Annotated in this window: 16 protein-coding genes; 11 read left to right on the forward strand and 5 right to left on the reverse strand. The window is 62.7% G+C overall.

Going from position 1 to position 16,530, the window contains the following annotated elements:
* Positions 1-68: 68 nt before the first annotated feature.
* Positions 69-1,661: a TonB-dependent receptor gene (locus AAC640_RS15170; RefSeq protein WP_340267732.1), complete on the reverse strand. Its 1,593-nt coding sequence runs from the start codon at positions 1,659-1,661 to the stop codon at positions 69-71.
* A gap of 371 nt (positions 1,662-2,032) precedes the next feature.
* On the opposite strand from AAC640_RS15170, the gene AAC640_RS15175 reads away from it, so the two are divergent.
* Positions 2,033-2,959, forward strand: a complete 927-nt coding sequence (locus tag AAC640_RS15175; protein WP_340267734.1) for an AraC family transcriptional regulator ligand-binding domain-containing protein — start codon at positions 2,033-2,035, stop codon at positions 2,957-2,959.
* Between the two features lie 293 nt (positions 2,960-3,252).
* On the opposite strand, the gene AAC640_RS15180 is transcribed toward AAC640_RS15175, so the two are convergent.
* Genes AAC640_RS15180 through ligK form a run of 3 tightly spaced genes read right to left on the reverse strand, consistent with a single transcriptional unit; the run spans position 3,253 to position 5,880 of the window.
* The gene (locus AAC640_RS15180; protein ID WP_340267736.1) at positions 3,253-4,158 is read right to left on the reverse strand and encodes an amidohydrolase family protein; all 906 of its coding nucleotides are present in this window, start codon (positions 4,156-4,158) and stop codon (positions 3,253-3,255) included.
* Positions 4,155-5,213: a 4-oxalomesaconate tautomerase gene (locus AAC640_RS15185; protein WP_340267738.1), complete on the reverse strand. Its 1,059-nt coding sequence runs from the start codon at positions 5,211-5,213 to the stop codon at positions 4,155-4,157. Before AAC640_RS15185 ends, AAC640_RS15180 begins: the two co-directional genes overlap by 4 nt.
* Positions 5,206-5,880: a 4-carboxy-4-hydroxy-2-oxoadipate aldolase/oxaloacetate decarboxylase gene (gene ligK, locus AAC640_RS15190; RefSeq protein ID WP_340267740.1), complete on the reverse strand. Its 675-nt coding sequence runs from the start codon at positions 5,878-5,880 to the stop codon at positions 5,206-5,208. The genes AAC640_RS15185 and ligK overlap by 8 nt, the downstream gene beginning before the upstream one ends.
* A gap of 102 nt (positions 5,881-5,982) precedes the next feature.
* Between ligK and AAC640_RS15195 the strand changes: the two genes are divergently transcribed.
* The 7 genes from AAC640_RS15195 to AAC640_RS15225 all read left to right on the forward strand — a co-directional run bounded on the left by AAC640_RS15195 (position 5,983) and on the right by AAC640_RS15225 (position 11,603).
* Positions 5,983-7,146 (forward strand): LysR family transcriptional regulator, encoded by a 1,164-nt coding sequence (locus tag AAC640_RS15195; protein ID WP_340267742.1) that lies wholly within the window; start codon positions 5,983-5,985, stop codon positions 7,144-7,146.
* Positions 7,147-7,220: 74 nt separating this feature from the next.
* A complete protein-coding gene (locus AAC640_RS15200) occupies positions 7,221-8,093 on the forward strand; it encodes an NAD(P)-dependent oxidoreductase (protein WP_340267744.1) in 873 nt (290 codons plus the stop codon).
* The gene (locus AAC640_RS15205) at positions 8,090-9,112 is read left to right on the forward strand and encodes an amidohydrolase family protein (RefSeq protein ID WP_340267746.1); all 1,023 of its coding nucleotides are present in this window, start codon (positions 8,090-8,092) and stop codon (positions 9,110-9,112) included. Before AAC640_RS15200 ends, AAC640_RS15205 begins: the two co-directional genes overlap by 4 nt.
* Positions 9,109-9,531: a protocatechuate 4,5-dioxygenase subunit alpha gene (gene ligA / locus AAC640_RS15210; RefSeq protein ID WP_340267748.1), complete on the forward strand. Its 423-nt coding sequence runs from the start codon at positions 9,109-9,111 to the stop codon at positions 9,529-9,531. Before AAC640_RS15205 ends, ligA (AAC640_RS15210) begins: the two co-directional genes overlap by 4 nt.
* A complete protein-coding gene (locus AAC640_RS15215) occupies positions 9,531-10,376 on the forward strand; it encodes a class III extradiol dioxygenase subunit beta (protein WP_340267750.1) in 846 nt (281 codons plus the stop codon). The genes ligA (AAC640_RS15210) and AAC640_RS15215 overlap by 1 nt, the downstream gene beginning before the upstream one ends.
* Positions 10,377-10,381: 5 nt before the next feature.
* Positions 10,382-11,323 (forward strand): Gfo/Idh/MocA family oxidoreductase, encoded by a 942-nt coding sequence (locus AAC640_RS15220; RefSeq protein WP_340267752.1) that lies wholly within the window; start codon positions 10,382-10,384, stop codon positions 11,321-11,323.
* Positions 11,301-11,603 carry an FAD-dependent monooxygenase gene (locus AAC640_RS15225; RefSeq protein ID WP_340267754.1) on the forward strand — a complete coding sequence of 101 codons (303 nt, stop codon included), beginning with the start codon at positions 11,301-11,303 and terminating at the stop codon, positions 11,601-11,603. Before AAC640_RS15220 ends, AAC640_RS15225 begins: the two co-directional genes overlap by 23 nt.
* A gap of 179 nt (positions 11,604-11,782) precedes the next feature.
* Here AAC640_RS15225 and AAC640_RS15230 read toward each other — a convergent pair whose 3' ends face one another.
* A complete protein-coding gene (locus AAC640_RS15230; RefSeq protein ID WP_340267756.1) occupies positions 11,783-13,201 on the reverse strand; it encodes an aldehyde dehydrogenase family protein in 1,419 nt (472 codons plus the stop codon).
* Positions 13,202-13,323: 122 nt separating this feature from the next.
* On the opposite strand from AAC640_RS15230, the gene AAC640_RS15235 reads away from it, so the two are divergent.
* From AAC640_RS15235 to ligA (AAC640_RS15245), 3 genes are all read left to right on the forward strand, one after another.
* Positions 13,324-13,788, forward strand: a complete 465-nt coding sequence (locus AAC640_RS15235) for a MarR family winged helix-turn-helix transcriptional regulator (protein ID WP_340267758.1) — start codon at positions 13,324-13,326, stop codon at positions 13,786-13,788.
* Between the two features lie 163 nt (positions 13,789-13,951).
* Positions 13,952-16,093, forward strand: coding sequence for an acetate--CoA ligase family protein (locus AAC640_RS15240; RefSeq protein ID WP_340267760.1), 2,142 nt, complete (start codon positions 13,952-13,954; stop codon positions 16,091-16,093).
* Positions 16,094-16,103: 10 nt separating this feature from the next.
* The gene (gene ligA, locus AAC640_RS15245; protein ID WP_340267762.1) at positions 16,104-16,508 is read left to right on the forward strand and encodes a protocatechuate 4,5-dioxygenase subunit alpha; all 405 of its coding nucleotides are present in this window, start codon (positions 16,104-16,106) and stop codon (positions 16,506-16,508) included.
* Positions 16,509-16,530 lie beyond the last annotated feature (22 nt).

The raw sequence follows: 16,530 nt of genomic DNA on the forward strand, positions 1-16,530 counted from the left end.
CATCGCCTCGATCCAACTCTATGCCCGTCGCATCGCAAGATCATGAAATACCAGCTGATAATTTCGAATCAGGCTCTCAGGTCGAAACCGCCCGACTTGAAGCCATGTCGATACGATCCGTAGATCGTGGCGTTGGGAGCCGGCTTATAGGTCAGAGTAATTTCTGGAGAGAAATTCTCGAACGTTCTTTCGCTGGGCGCAAGTATCACGTCATACGCCGTCGGCGCTGAGATGTTTGGATCGACGCCTGCCGCGGCGCGCTTCTTCTCGCGACTGTAGCGTCCACCAGCGGTTAGCTGGACCTTATCGGTGACATCGACGATCGCTTGTCCGAACACCGACCACGCAGTGGTCTTTTGGCTGACATCGCCGGCGAGGAGTATCTGCGGGCTGGGAGGGACGGCAAAGCCGGTAAACAGGCTGGTGTAAAGTGAGTCCGTAAATGTCAGTCCGTTCGCGTTAGCCTTCTCATCCTGATAGAAGGCGCCAACCAAGAAGTTGAACGGAGACGATAAATCTGACGAAAGCCTCAATTCTTGGGTGAACTGCTTATCGTGCAGATCATAGCGCCCGCCAAGATAGGCCTGCCCGCCAAAACTGAAGTTGGACAAATATCTGTTGGTGAGATCATAATAGCCGGTCACCGAACTGAGCGTCATCTGATCGCTTAAATGGAAATTCGTCGCCAGCGAAGCCAGGAACTGGCGATCTTCCACGAATGGCCGACCATTACGGAGCATCGGCGAAAGTGCTGTGACCCCGGCAGGGAAATCGGCGTCATCGACGTAGCGATTGATTCTACAGTCCCTGGATGCGGGTGAATTCAGTAGTTCCGCGTAGAACGGGCCACCGTTGGCGCAAGCGAACAGCTGGTTACCAATCGTCGGGCCGTCCTTCTGATCGCTCCGGGAGTAGCTCATCTTCAGCTTGGCGTCGAAAGCATCGGACGGATCGAAGTTGAGCGTGGCACGGGCGAAATAGTCCTTTGCGCTCGGTCCATGACGGTTGCTCGCTCCGATCTGCGGCGGCGTGGACCCGCCGCCGAGGAAAGCCGGAATTGTCAAGGCGGGAAGCGGCTCAGCGGTATTGATGAACCAGCCTCTGCTATCCGCGAATGCCCCGGTCACGCGGAGGCCCAGCGTGTCCGTCAGCGGAGCGGAAACCATCCCCTCCACATATTTTTTGTGAGCGGCGAATTCATACCCTCCCCGCAGCATCGCTTCGAACTTGCTACCCGGATCCGCCGAGATCAAGGAGATGATGCCACCTGGGCTGTTCTTCCCGAAAAAGAGGGCCTGTGGCCCCTTGAGAACCTCGGTTCGCGCGATATCGAAGACGCCGAGGCGAAGCGCGAAGGCTTTGCTGATCTGCACGCCGTCAATGTTGAGGGAAACGGCCTGGTCAACCATCAGCCCGGTTGCCGGGGACCCGATCCCGCGCAGAGAGATGGTACCGCCAGCAGCGGTGTTGCTGCTGACACCCGCGACAAGCGACGGCACCTGCGCCGCCAGTTGGTTCATCGACTGTGTGCCGTAGCGACTTATGTCCTCGCCCGTCAGCACCGAGATCGCTACTGGCACATCCTGGAGCCGTTCTTCTCGCTTACGAGCGGTGACGATGATGTCTCCGCTATTGACGACCGCTCCATCCTGCTGTTGCATAGCTGATTGAGCCTGGGCATTACTGCCGCATGCTAAAAGGGCATATGCCGTAAACGCTAGAGCCCCGGCCCTAGCAGTGATCGAGTGTGACCCCATGCTGATCCTCCTCCTGATTGATTATCTTTGCTTTTATTGCTGCTCATCAGCCTGATCTGATGAGTTTACTGTGAATATCGACGTGCCTTTGGGAGATGTTGACATCGTTGTTTGACGGCCACCATGATTGCGCGGCTTGCAGGAAATTCCAACGTGGCGGTATAATCCAATCGCGCCATTGTTCATTCCGATCGCGCCATATATTCGAATTAGGAGGGCTGATCGTGCGTATTGCAAATTCCCGGGAGCTCCGCAGCCGGAAGGCGGAACTCTATATGTCGCTGCTGCCGCGTGAAGTCGCACCTGTAACCCCTGATGATATCTCCGACGACCAGGCGTACGCCAGCTATCTGGAAGATGTCGTCCGCCTGGCGCCGGCCGGCTTTGGGTTGGTGGCCGGGGCTCGCCGCCGGTTATCCCAGTTGGGTGTTCTGGGCATTGCTACGTTAAGCTGTGCTACGCTGCGTGAGGTGAGCGAACTGTGGATCGGCTTCGGTCATGGGCTTGCTGAACTTGTGACCACAGAGTCGGGGATCATCGGTGTTGGTGACCGGGCAAAATGGGTGATGCTGCTCAAGCCATCTTCGAAGCTGCCGCGGGCCGTCGCGGAATTCTATGAGGCTGAGCTGTTTGCGGCGACGTTCGCGTTCATAAAAGAACTGGTCAATCGCGATTGCAGTGAATTCCGGGTTGAGCTGACCGCGTTGCGCGACAGATCTGTCAACTACAGCGATGCGTTTCCGGGTCCAGTATCTTTTGGGAATGAACATTCCAGGATCATAGGACCTGCTTCGGCATTTGATTGGCCCGTATCGCACCAGGGGGGATGGGAGTCACAATTCCTTCTCGAGCAAGCAGGAAGTGATCTTACGCGAGCACAGAAAGCGGCTCCCTTAACCTTGCAGATCTACGAATTCTTGATCAACAGGGGAACGGCTCCGCCCACTTTGTTTTCGGCGGCCGCAGCGCTCGGCATAAGCAAACGAACTCTGGTCCGCAAGCTCGCTGTAGAGGAGATGACGTTTGGGATGTTGCTCGATGGATTCCGGCGGGATTATGCTTTAGCCCTCGCTGCCCAAGGAGGACTCAAGGCCAAACAAATTGCTCACCTTGTTGGGCTTCGGTCAGAAAACAGCTTTCGAAGGGCATTCAAGAAATGGACTGGCCTTCCGATCGGTGCTTGGGTGGCTCGCCGACCGTAGAGAGCTAAAAAAGCAGCCATCCCGAGGCAGAAATCCGGGCGAGTTGTCATAGCCGTGCTGTCAAAGCAAATGGCGGAAGGGGGCGGGCAGCTGCTAGCCCGTGTGGATGACGCGCCCCGCCAACCCGTTTCGCTATTTCAATTCATCGCCGGAGGTGAGATGCTGGGAGGCGCCAAGTCAGTCTCGTGCCGTCAGCAAAATTAAGTGTTAACAAGCTTTCCGACCGAAGGTTGCCGTTCCCGTCGGCTTCGTCGAGCAACGGGCCATAGCAGCGACGGCATTTTGACCGCGGGTTACGTCGTTTGCAACTGCTCCTCCGGCCAGTAGAGCTTCATCGGATTGGTCACGAGAAGCTTCTGCTGGAGCTCGGCGGTCACCGCAATACGGGGGATGATGTCAACCAGCGCACCGTCGTCTGGCACCGCGTTCTGCATGTTCGGGTGCGGCCAGTCGGTGCCCCACAGCACGCGATCTGGATAATCCTCGACCAGCGGGCGAACCGCATCGACGAACATATCCCAGGGTGGGCCATTGGGTTCCTCGAGCCGATCGGGGCAGGTGACCTTGGTCCAGATTTCGTCGCGGCTGTCGAGCAGCGCGCGGAATGCCTTCATGTCGGCGCCACCGGAGCCCTGGGTGACGTCGGGGCGGCCCATATGGTCGACGACCATCAGCGTGGGGAGCGCGTCGAGGAAGGGACGCAGCTCTTCGAGGATATCCGCCTCGAAATAGATCACGACATGCCAGCCGAGTTGCTGGATGCGGTGCGCGATCTCGATGAACTTGTCCTTGGGCGCATTGTCAACGAGTCGCTTGAGGAAGTTGAAGCGGACGCCGCGGATGCCGCCGTCGTGCAGCGCTTCCAGCTCCTTGTCGCTGATCGCCGGATCGACCACGGCGACGCCGCGCGCCTTGCCGTTCGATTTGGCGATGCCGTTCAGGGTCGTGGCATTGTCGGTGCCGTGGCAGCTCGCCTGGACGATGACGTTACGCGCGAAGCCGAGCCGGTCGCGCAGGGCGAACAGCATGTCGGGGCCGGCGTCCCCGGGAAGGTACTTCGCCTCCGCGCTGAACGGGAATTCGGCCATCGGGCCGAACACATGGCAATGCGCGTCGACCGCGCCCGGCGGAAGCACGAAGCGTGCCTTGGACGGGTTCGGATGCCAGCTGATGATTCGGTCGCTCACGTTGGCGCTCATGCGAAAACCTCTCCATCCATTAGCTTGCGCGCGGTGCGCAGCATCGCCGCGGTCTTCACCGCGCCGCTTTCGTCTAGTTCCATCACGCAGGTCGTCTCCCCGGTCGGATGTTCGACCGACAGCGTCTTGCGGCTGCCCTCGGGGATCGACGCGACGTCGGCCGCGGGCGATCCCTCGATCAGGCAGGCGGTGGCGACGCTGACCGCGCCGAGCACGCCGATCGAGGCGTGCGCGCGGTGCGGGATGAAGCTGCGCACCGTAACCGCGCCGCCGTTGCGGGGCGGGGCGACGAGCATCATCTTGGGCACCGACTTGTCCTTGACGTCACCCAGGTTCATCCGCTCGCCGACGGCAAGGCGGATCGCCTCGATCCTGTCCTTGAGTTCGGTGGCGTTGTCGAGTTCCTCGCGGCTCTCGTAGCCGGTGACGCCGACATCCTCGGCCTTCATCACCACGCAGGGCATGCCGTTGTCGATCAACGTGACCTTGACGCCATTGACCTCGTCAAAGGCATTGCCGCTTGGCAGCAACGCGCCGCACGACGAGCCGGCGGTGTCGCGAAATTCGAGCGGCACGGGCGCGGCACTTCCCGGCACGCCGTCGATCCGCGCGTTGCCGGCATAGTCGACCACGCCGCCCGGGGTCTGGACGGTCGCGACCGCGATCTGCCCTGTATTCTCCATGAAGATCGAGACGCGGGTCTCGTCGCCCGTCGCAGCGATCAGCCCGCGCTCGATCGCGAAGGGGCCGATGCCGGCGAGGATGTTGCCGCAATTCTGCTGGTCGCTGACGAGCGGCTGATCGACGAAGACCTGGAGGAAGAGATAGTCTACATCGACGCCCTCGCGCGCCGATTTCGAGACCACCGCGACCTTGCTCGTCAGCGGATCGGCACCGCCCATGCCGTCGATCTGGCGCGGATCAGGCGATCCCATCACTCCGAGCAGGAAGGCATCGCGTTCGGCGGTGTCGGCAGGCAAATCGCTCTTGAGGAAATATCCGCCCCTGGACGTGCCGCCGCGCATCCACATGCAGCGGACGCCGCGATCAGGCATATTTGAGGCCCATCTTCTCGAGCTTGCCGCGCAGGTCGTATATGTCGAGGCCGAGTTCGCCCGCGGCCATGCGGGCGCGCTTCGACTCCTCGTTGGCCTCGCGGGCTTGCGCCGCTTCGAGCACCCTGGCGGCGTTCTCGCGCGGGACGATGCAGACGCCGTCATCGTCGGCGATGACGACGTCGCCCGGATTGACCAGCGCGTTGGCACAGACGACCGGAACGTTGACCGAGCCGAGCGTCGCCTTGACCGTGCCCTGCGCATGCACGGCCTTCGACCAGACGGGGAAACCCATCTGTGTCAGGTCGCGCACGTCGCGCACGCCGGCGTCGATGATCATGCCGCGGCAACCGCGTGCCATGGCGGAGGTGGCGAGGAGGTCGCCGAAATATCCGTCGGTGCACGGACTGGTGGGGGCGAGCAGGATGACGTCGCCGGGCTGGAGCTGCTCGATCGCGACATGGATCATCCAGTTGTCGCCGGGCGGGGCGGAGATCGTCACCGCGCTGCCGGCGATGCGCGCGCCCGGATAGATCGGCCGCATATGGGGGGCGAGCAGGCCGATGCGGCCCTGCGCCTCATGCACCGTGGCGACGCCGCAATGGGCGAGGCCGTCGATGACGGCAAGGTCCGCGCGTGCGATGTTCTGGACGACGATACCTGACATGCGATTCCTCTCGGCGTTATTGGCAGCGGGTGATGATCCCGCGCCTCACGGGGCACAAATGCGAATCGTGCGCGCTGCATAAGTTTTTGCTAATGATGTCGAATGGATCCGCTTACCCTTAATAGCCGCCACTTGCGCGCGATGGTCGCGATCGTCGTTACCGGCCGGATCAGCAGCGCGGCGCGTGCCGTCAATCTCACCCAGCCGGCGGTGACCCAGGGCATCGCCAAGCTCGAGGCGCAGATCGGCCTGCCGCTGTTCGATCGTCGACCCGATGGCATGTCGCCGACCGATGCCGGGCTCATCCTCGCGCCACGCGCTGAGGCGGCGTTGCGGCTGATCGGCAGCCGCAACGCGCCGGGGGCGCAAATACGTGCTTTTCTCGCTCTGGCCGACAGGGGTAGCTATGCCGGTGCGGCGGATGCGACGGGGCTGAGCGAGGCCTCGCTCCACCGTGCGGTCGGCGATCTGTCAGTGAGTTTCGCCCAGCGGCTGGTCGAACGGCGCGGGCGCGGGGTGGCGTTGACCGCGCGCGGCGCGGCGGTGGCGCGCAATTTCCGATTGGCGCTGGCCGAACTGCGGTCCGCGCTGGCCGAACTGTCCGCCCTGCAGGGGCGCGAGGTCGGGCGGATCGTGGTGGGCGCCATGCCGCTGTCGCGGGCGCGCCTGCTGCCGCAGGCGATCCGCCAGTTCCATATGCGCCATCCCGATGTCGATCTGTCGATCCTCGAGGGTTCGCACGCCGAACTGGTCGGCCCCTTGCGCGACGGCGAGATCGATCTGCTGGTCGGCGCGCTTCGCCCGCAGGCGCAGGAGGGTATCGCGCAGCGGCCGCTGTTCGACGATCATCCGATCGTCATCGGCCGCGTCGGGCATCCGCTGGCGGGGCCGGGGCAGGTTCCGCCGGCCGATCTGGCACGCTATCCCTGGATCATACCCGCGCCCGGAACCCCCCTGCGCACCCAATGGGCGTCTATGTTCGAGGGTGCCGGAGTCGAGCCGCCGCGAGTGCCGATCGAATGCGGATCGGTGATCATGGTGCGCCAGATCCTCGTCGACAGCGACTTTCTCACCTTGCTGTCGGCCGATCAGGTCAGCGTCGAACTTGAAGCGGGGTGGCTGGTGGCGATCGGTGACGCGCCCGGAGACGTCAGTCGCACCATCGGCATTTCGATCCGCGAGGACTGGCGGCCGACAGCCTTGCAGTCGCGCTTCATCGCGGCGATCTGCGAACAGGTCGAGAAAATCGGCTATGCCGGGATATGATAATTCGCATATTCTAATGGCTATTCTGTCGAATCGATTGGCCGCGCAACGGCAATGACGGCAGAGCGGGCAGCATGGAGAAGATGCTCGGCCTGATCGGCTTCGGTGAAGCCGGATGCACGTTCGCCACCGCAGGTGGTTGGGGCGAGGCTCGTGTCTATGACCGCCTGACCGACGATGTGAGCACTCGCGAAGCCAAGCGCGCCGAATATGCCGCCCTCGGCATGGCCGGTTGCGACAGTCTTGCCGACGCGGTCCATGGCGCCTCGATCATCCTTTCGCTCGTCACCGCCGATCAGGCGATGGGGGTAGCGGCGGCGGCGGCAGCCACTATCGCGGCCGGCACGCTCTATTGCGACCTCAACAGCGTCGCCCCCGATACCAAGCGCGAAGGCGCGAAGCTGATCGATGCGGCGGGCGGCCATTATGTCGACGTTGCGGTGATGGCGCCGGTCGATCCCGCGCGGCTGTCGGTGCCGCTGCTGGTGAGCGGGGGGGAAGCGGACAGGGCAAAAGCCGCACTGGCGGCGCTCGGATTCGCGAAGATCGAGATCGTCGGCAAAGAGATCGGGCGCGCTTCCTCGATCAAAATGATCCGATCGGTGATGGCCAAGGGGATCGAGGCGCTCACCGCCGAATGCGTCCTCGCGGCGCACGCTGCCGGGGTTTCCGCCGAGGTGCTCGCCTCGCTCGACGCTAGCGACAAGCCGAAATCCTGGGTTGAGCGCGCCGACTATAATCTCGACCGCATGATGATCCACGGCCTCCGCCGCGCCGCCGAGATGGAGGAGGTCGTCAAGACGCTCGACGCGCTCGGCACCGGCAGCGCGATGACGCAGGGCACCGTCGAGCGGCAGCGGGCGATCGGCTTGCTCGGCCTCAAGCGCCCGGCGCAGGGGCTTTCCGCCAAGATCGGCCAGATCGACCAGAACAGGGCACAGGCATGACCATGATCATCGATTGCCATGGGCATTACACCACGTCGCCCGAGCCGCATAACAAGTGGCGGGAGGATCAGAAGGCGGCGTTCAAGGCAGGCCAGCCCGCGCCGGCTTATCCCGCCATCTCTGACGACGAGATCCGCGAGAGCCTCGAGAAGAACCAGATCCGCCTGCTCAAGGAGCGCGGCGCGGACATGACGATCTTCTCGCCCCGTGCTTCGACGATGGCGCCGCATGTCGGCGACGAAGGCGTGGCAAAAGCCTGGGCGCGCGCGAACAACGATCTGATCAAGCGCTGCGTCGATCTTTATCCCGACATCTTCGCGCCGGTCTGCATGCTGCCGCAGTCGCCCGCCGCCGACATGCAGGGTTCGATCGCCGAGCTGCAGCGCTGCGTCGACATGGGCTTCATCGGTTGCAACCTGAACCCCGATCCGGGCGGCGGACATTTCAGCCACCCGCCGCTGACCGATCGCTTCTGGTATCCCTTCTACGAGAAAATGGTCGAACTCGACGTGCCGGCGATGATCCACGTCTCGGGCAGCTGCAATCCAGGCCTGCACGCGACCGGCGCCTATTATATCGCGGCGGACACGATCGCCTTCATGCAACTCCTCGAAGGCGATCTTTTCGCCGATTTCCCGTCCTTACGCTTCATCATCCCGCATGGCGGCGGCGCGGTGCCCTATCATTGGGGGCGCTATAGAGGCCTCGCCGACATGCTCAAGAAGCCCGCGCTCGCCGGGCATCTGATGAACAACCTCTTCTTCGACACCTGCGTCTATCACCAGCCGGGGATCGACCTGTTGGCCGACGTGATCGAGAACAAGAACATATTGTTCGGATCGGAGATGGTCGGCGCGGTGCGCGGGATCGATCCCGAGACCGGCTTCTATTTCGACGACACCAAGCGCTATGTCGATGCGCTCGACATCAGCGACGCCGAGCGCCACGCGATCTTCGAGGGCAATGCCCGCAAGGTCTTCCCGCGTCTCGACGCGCAGCTCAAGGCGCGCGGGCTATGAACGATGCCCCCAAGGACTCTGGCGACATCCACGACTATCTCGCCCAGTTCGACGATATACCGGGCACGCGCATATTCACCGCGAAACGCGCGCGCCAGGGCTATCACCTCAACCAGTTCGCGATGAGCCTGATGCAGGCCGAAAATCGCGATCGCTGGAGGGCGGACGAGCGCGGCTATCTCGACAGATGGCCGATGACTGCAGAGCAGAAGCAGGCGGTGCTTGATCGCGATTACAACCGGCTGCTCGATCTGGGCGGCAACATCTATTTCATGGCCAAGATTTTTTCGACCGATGGCCGGAGCTTCCTGCAGGCGGTCAGCACGATGAGCAGCATGAGCCTCGAGGATTATTCGGCGATGATGATCGCCGGCGGCCGCTCGCCCGCCGGTCAGCGCTCAATCAAGGATAGATATTGATGGCCCGCATCACCGCTGGCGTCGCCAGCAGCCACATTCCCGCGCTCGGCGTCGCATCCGATCTCGACAAGACCGCCGAACCTTATTGGGCGCCCGCTTTCGCCGGTTACGACTGGACTAGGAAGTGGGAGGCCGAACAAAAGCCCGACGTGGTTGTCCTGGTCTACAACGACCATGCCACCGCCTTCGACATGAAGATCATCCCGACGTTCGCGATCGGCTGCGCCGAGGAGTTCGTGCCCGCCGACGAGGGCTGGGGGCCGCGCCAGGTGCCGGTGGTGAATGGGCATCCCGATCTCGCCTGGCATATCGCGCAGAGCTGCATCCTCGACGAGTTCGACATGACCATCGTCAACGAGATGGAAGTCGATCACGGCCTGACCGTCCCGCTGTCGATGATGTTCGGCAAGCCTGTCGAATGGCCGTGCCGGGTAATCCCGCTCGCGGTCAACGTCGTTACCTATCCGCCGCCCTCGGGCAATCGTTGCTGGGCGCTGGGCGAAGCGATCGCCAAGGCCGTCGCAAGCTTCCCCGAGGATCTCAACGTGCAGATCTGGGGTACCGGCGGGATGAGCCACCAGTTGCAGGGCCCACGCGCGGGGCTCATCAACAAGGAATGGGACAACGCCTTCCTCGACAAGCTCGTGGGCGACACCGACGAGCTGCGCCGCGTACCGCACATCGAATATCTCCGCGAGGCGGGCTCCGAAGGGATCGAGCTCGTCATGTGGCTGATCATGCGCGGCGCACTCGGCAAAACCACGCGCGCGCTCCACCGTCATTATCATGTGCCCGCGAGCAACACCGCGGTCGGGCACATCGTCCTTCAACCCGAACAGGAATAGTATCCATGCGTATAGCCCTCGCCGGCGCCGGGGCCTTTGGCGAAAAACATCTCGACGGCCTGAAGAATATCGAGGGCGTGACGATCGCGTCGATCGTCAGCCGCGAACTCGATCAGGCGCGCGCGGTCGCCGACAAATATGGCGCGCCGCATGCCACCACCGAACTGGCCGACGCGCTCTCGCTCGGCGATGTCGATGCGGTGATCCTGTGCACGCCGACGCAGATGCACGCCCAGCAGGCAATCGCTTGCATGAAGGCGGGAAAGCATGTCCAGGTCGAAATACCGCTGGCCGACAGCTGGGCTGACTCGCAGGAAGTGCTGCGCGTCCAGCAGGAAACCGGCCTCGTCTGCATGGTGGGCCACACCCGCCGGTTCAATCCGAGCCATCAATATGTCCACAAGCTGATCGAGGCTGGCGAGCTCAACGTCCAGCAGATGGACGTGCAGACCTATTTCTTTCGCCGCAGGAACATCAACGCCAGGGGCGAGCCGCGCAGCTGGACCGACCATCTCCTCTGGCACCACGCCGCGCACACCATCGACCTGTTCGCCTATCAGGCGGGCAAGATCGTCCAGGCCAATGCTATCGAAGGGCCGATCCACCCCGAACTGGGCATCGCGATGGACATGTCGATCCAGCTCAAGAGCGAGAGCGGCGCGATCTGCACCCTGTCGTTGAGCTTCAACAATGACGGGCCGCTGGGCACCTTCTTCCGCTACATATGCGACAACGGCACCTACATTGCGCGCTACGACGACCTGATGAACGGCAAGGAAGAGGCGATCGACGTCTCCAAGGTCGACGTCTCGATGAACGGCATCGAACTGCAGGACCGCGAGTTCGTCGCCGCGATCCGCGAGGGCCGCGAACCCAACGGCTCGGTCGCCAAGGTGATCGATTGCTATCGCATATTGGGCGATCTTGACATGCAGCTCGCATCGTGACCTGCCGCCACTCCGGGGCGCGATCGTCGGGTCGGGACCGCTAGGGCCGTCAGTCGGCCAGCTGCTGCGCGCCGAAGGCGTAGATTGCCTGATCCTGGAACTGCAGGATCGCGATCAAGTCGCGAACCGGATTCGCGCCGTTGTGCTGGAAACGGTGAATACCGATCTGATGCACAGGTTCGAGATCGGCGTACGCATGGACAGCGAGGGCTTCACCAGCCCTACGATGCGGCATCGCCGGTTGTTCTCGCTGGCGACGGGGCGCGCATCGTACCGCTGAACGGGGTGAATGGCCTTGGTCGTGCTGCGCCGCGTATATGCAAGACCGAGCGGTTCGGCCGCACCTTGAGGCGGTGGATAGCTTTCCAGGGCAGAACCTGTTCGAGCGGCGGATGCAGGAAGTCGAACGCAACCATCCGGGCCTATCGATCGCGATACATGCCGCCAGCCATGTTCTTGTCAGGCTTCTTCCAGCGCGACGGCGTTAACGACATGGGCCTGGGTATATTCCAGCAGCCCCGCTTCTCCCAGTTCTGCGCCAAGACCCGACTGCTTGACGCCACGAAACGGAATGGTGGGATCAATGGCCAAATGCTGGTTGACCCAAACGGTCCCTGCATCGATCCGCATGGCCACAGCGGTCGCTCGCGCGACATCCTTGCCCCAGACCGTTCCACCCAGGCCATAATCGGAATCATTGGCGCGGGCGATGACATCATCGATGTCGGTATAGCGCAACACCGGCAGAACAGGGCCGAATTGTTCTTCGACTACCAGCGGCGCTGAATCGTCGAGGTCGCGGACGATGGTGGGCGGGATGAAATAGCCCGGTCGGTCGAGCGCGTCGCCGCCCGCCAAAATGGTCCCGCGACCCCGCGCATCCTCGATCAGCGCCTTGACCTTGTCGAACTGCATCTTGTTCTGGATTGGGCCGATCGTCGTGCCCTGCTTGGCGCCGTCGTCGACGATCGCCGCGTTGGCGAGGGTCGCCAGTTCGTCGCAGAAATCGTCATAGAGGGGCGCCGGGACGTAGGCGCGCTTGATGGCCACACAGATCTGGCCCGCGTTGGTCATGGCGCCCCGATAGACCTTGCGCGCGACCTGGCGCGCATCGACGTCGTCGAGAACGATGGCGGCGTCATTCCCGCCCAGTTCCAGCGTCACACGCTTCACCGTCCCGGCGGAGGAGGCCATGACCTTCCTGCCGGTCGCGGTCGATCCGGTGAAGGCGACCTTGGCGATGCCGGGGTGTCCGGTAATCAGCGCGCCCAGTTCATTCTGGTCGCACAGAATGTTGACCACGCCGGCCGGCAAAATCCGTTGGCACAATTCGCCGAACAGCAATGTGGTGAGCGGCGTGGTCGGCGCGGGCTTGGCAATCATGGTGTTGCCGGTCAACAGCGCCGGAGCCAGTTTGTTCATCAGCAGTATGACTGGGAAGTTCCATGGCGTGATAGCCGCGACCACGCCCAGCGGCGTGCGATGCTCTGTGATGCTGTTGCCGATTTCATCACGTAATGTCCTGGTGTCGATCCGCATCCGGGCGATGGCGCGCAGAGTGAAGACGCTGCCCATGATCTCGTAGCCGGCCTGATCGAGCGGCTTGCCCTGCTCGCGGGTCAGCAAGCTGGCAAATTCCCCGCTCCGTTCTTCCAGTGCATCGGCGAGGGCAAGAATCAGCGCGGCGCGCTCGTCCATCGACCGTGCCGACCAAGCGGGCAGTGCGCGACGGGCAGCTGCGACGGCGCGCTCCAACAGCGCCTCGTCGGCTTTCGGGCAACTGGCGAAAGCGTCCGCCGTGGCAGGGTTGATGACATCGAAGCGGCTCACGCCCGCAACCAGTTCGCCGTCAATCAACATGCGAAATTGATGATCCACTATCGCTCTCCTATGGTCGCCACGATCTTCGCCGGCTTTCGCGATCGCATCTGCCGCGCCCAGATCTCACACCGGAATATGTGCTCCTAGGATACAATTATGGCAAGAGGGTTCTTCACGTCATGAAACAGGGTTCCGATCTTCAGGCGCTGGTGGGGTATCAGATTCAGCGCGCGCACCTGATTATGGAGGCGGACGCGCGGACGGCCCTGTCGTCCTTCAATATTTCGCCCGCGAAGCTCACGGCGCTGATCCTTATCCGCGAAAATCCGGGCAGCGACCAGACTGCGCTGGGTAGGGCGATGAGCGTCAACCGGTCCAGTGCCATGAAACTGGTGAATATTCTGGTCGATCGCAAGCTGATCGAAAGGCGGCCCGGCCGCGACTTGCGCACCAACGCCCTGCATCTGCTGCCCGAGGGCGAGACGCTTGTCACGGCGATGTTGGAGGGCGCGCGCCAGTCGGATGCGCGTATGACGGCGCGCCTGACGAGTGATGAAGTACGCTCGCTCCTTACGCTGTTGCGCAAGCTCGGCCCGGAGACGCCGAAGCGCAAGCCCGTCGCGAATCGTCGCGCCAAGGATTAGCGGGTCTGCGCCCTGCCGAGCGTGGGTTGCGAAAACTGTATCACGGGCGCACAATAGTCATTGGCTTAACAAAGCTGATTCGGGAGGATGCCTGACCGTCCCATGACGGCAGCCGCGCATCGCGGACCTATTCGATGACGCCCATTGCGTAGGAGTTATGCGCTTGACAGAAGGTGCCAGCATTGCCGGACGGGATGCGCGCGATCGTGCGAAGCTGCCACTGGACCGCCTGTTGCGCCCGCGATCCGTGGCGATAGTCGGTGCGTCCGACAAGCTCGGATCGTTGGGAGCCTCCGTGTTGGGCAATCTGGTCAAGCAGGGGTTTGCGGGTGATATTCATCTGGTCAATCCAAAGCGCGCGGACATTGGCGGACGGACCTGCGTGGTGTCCGTGGATGATCTGCCCGAAGGGGTGGATGTCGCCGTGCTGGCGATACCACGCGCGGGCGTTCTGGATGCGATGCGGGGCCTCGCCCGGAGGCGGGCGGGCGCGGCGATTATCTTTTCGGCGGGCTTTGCCGAAGATGGCCCGCAGGGCACGGCCGATCAGGAGGAACTCGGACGCATCGCGCGCGAAGCGGGGATGGTGGTGGAAGGCCCCAACTGCCTGGGCTTCGTCAATTTTGGTGACCGGGTATCGTTGACCTTCATCGAGATGCCCGAAGCGCTGGCAGAGGGTACGCGGCGCGTGGGCATCGTGTCGCAGTCCGGTGCGATGGCGGCCGTGGTTGCGACAACCATGATCCATCGCGATGTGCCGCTCAGTTGCTACATCTCTACGGGCAACGAAGCGGCCAGCGGTGTTGAGGATTATCTCGCCCATCTGGTCGAAGATCCTGAAACCGTGGTCATCGCCATGATTGTTGAGCATTTCCGCGATCCGGCGCGCTTTCTGGCAGCCGCGCGGGCCGCTCGTGCGGCGGGGAAACAGATCGTGTTGCTTCACCCCGGTCGCAGCGCCGCAGGCGCGGCGAGCGCGGCGACGCACACCGGCGCGATGGCGGGCGATTACGCTGTCATGCAGGTCCATGCCGAACGGGCGGGCGTCATATTGGTCGCGTCGCTCGAAGAGCTGGGCGATGTCGTGGAGATCGTCACGCGATGCGCAGCGCTGACGGCGGGGGGCACTGGCGTAATTGCCGAATCCGGCGCGTTCAAAGCGATGATGCTGGACCTGGCCGAAGCCGTTGACCTGCATCTTCCCGTGCTGACCGATGTCGACAGCCCGTTGCTGCGCGCGGCATTGCCGGACTTCGTGCCTGTCACCAATCCGTTGGATATCACCGCGCAGGGTCTGGTGGATTCGGGCCTCTATGGGCGGACATTGGCGGCGCTAGCCGCCGATCCGCGCATCAGCACTATAATATTGACGCTGATCCAGACCGCGACGGGCACGTCGCACATCAAGTTCGCGGCGGTCATGGAGGCGCTCAAGGCGATCGACACGGCCAAGCCGATCATATTGGCCGGCGTCGACGAGGGTGGCGGAGTGCTCGACGAGGACCTCAGGGCACTGCGCCAGGCAGGCGTCACCTATCTGCCCACGGCAGAGAGGGCACTGCGGGCGCTGGCGCGGATCACCGCTCTTCTGAAGCGGGATACGGCCACAGAAATGTCCGACGCAACGCCGGTCACTGGCTTGACGCAGATAGGCAGTAGCGTGCCCGAATATCGGTCGAAGGCGATCATGGCGCCGCATGGGATCGCTTTCCCTGCTTTTGCACTGGCCCGCACCTTGGACGACGCGGCGGAGGCGGCGGAACGGCTGGGTTATCCGGTCGTGTTGAAAGCGCAATCCTCCGAACTGCCGCACAAGAGCGATGCGGGCGGCGTTATTGTCGGCCTGAAAACGCGCGATGAACTAGTCGAAGGCTGGCACCGGCTGCACGCCAACCTTGCAGCGTCGCGTCCGGGTTTGACGCTTGATGGCATATTGGTCGAGGGCATGGCGGCACGCGGCATCGAGATGATCGTCGGCGCGCGCCACGATCCGCATTGGGGACCAACGCTGTTGGTCGGGTTCGGCGGCGTCGCCGCGGAACTGTTGCACGATGTCGCGCTTTTGCCCGCGGACCTTGGCCTTGATGCCATTATCGTTGCAATCCGGAAGCTACGCATGGCGCCGCTGCTGGATGGCTTTCGTGGCGCGCCGGCGATGGACATCGGCGCACTCGCACAGTTGGTGCAGCGGCTGGGGCGCATGGTCGCGGCCACGCCCACGATCCGGGAAGTCGATCTCAATCCGGTGATCGTCTACCCGCGGGGCGAAGGCGTGCTTGCCCTCGACGCACTGATTTCATTGTAAGAGGGCAGCGATGATGACCGACATGCACGGATATCTGGCCGAACTGGAAGATATTCCCGGCACGCGAGTGTTCACTGCCGCGCGAGCGCGGCAGGGCTTTCATCTCAACCAGTTCGCGATGAGCCTGATGCATGCCGAAAATCGCACAAGGTTCAGGGCCGACGAATCCGCCTATCTGGACGAGTGGGCAATAACGCCTGATCAGAAGGCCGCCATACTGGCGCGTGATTATAACCGCTGTCTGGAACTGGGCGGCAACATCTATTTTCTGGCGAAGTTGATTTTCACCGATGGGCTCAGCTTTGCGCAGGCCGTTTCGACCATGACCGACATGAATTTCGAGGACTACACGAAGATGATGATCGCTGGCGGGCGATCGCCGGAGGGACAGCGGTCGATCCGGGACAAGTGCTGACAAGGGGTGCGGCGGCATGGGA

Source organism: Sphingobium mellinum, from assembly GCF_037860795.1.
Taxonomy (GTDB): Bacteria; Pseudomonadota; Alphaproteobacteria; order Sphingomonadales; family Sphingomonadaceae; genus Sphingobium; species Sphingobium mellinum.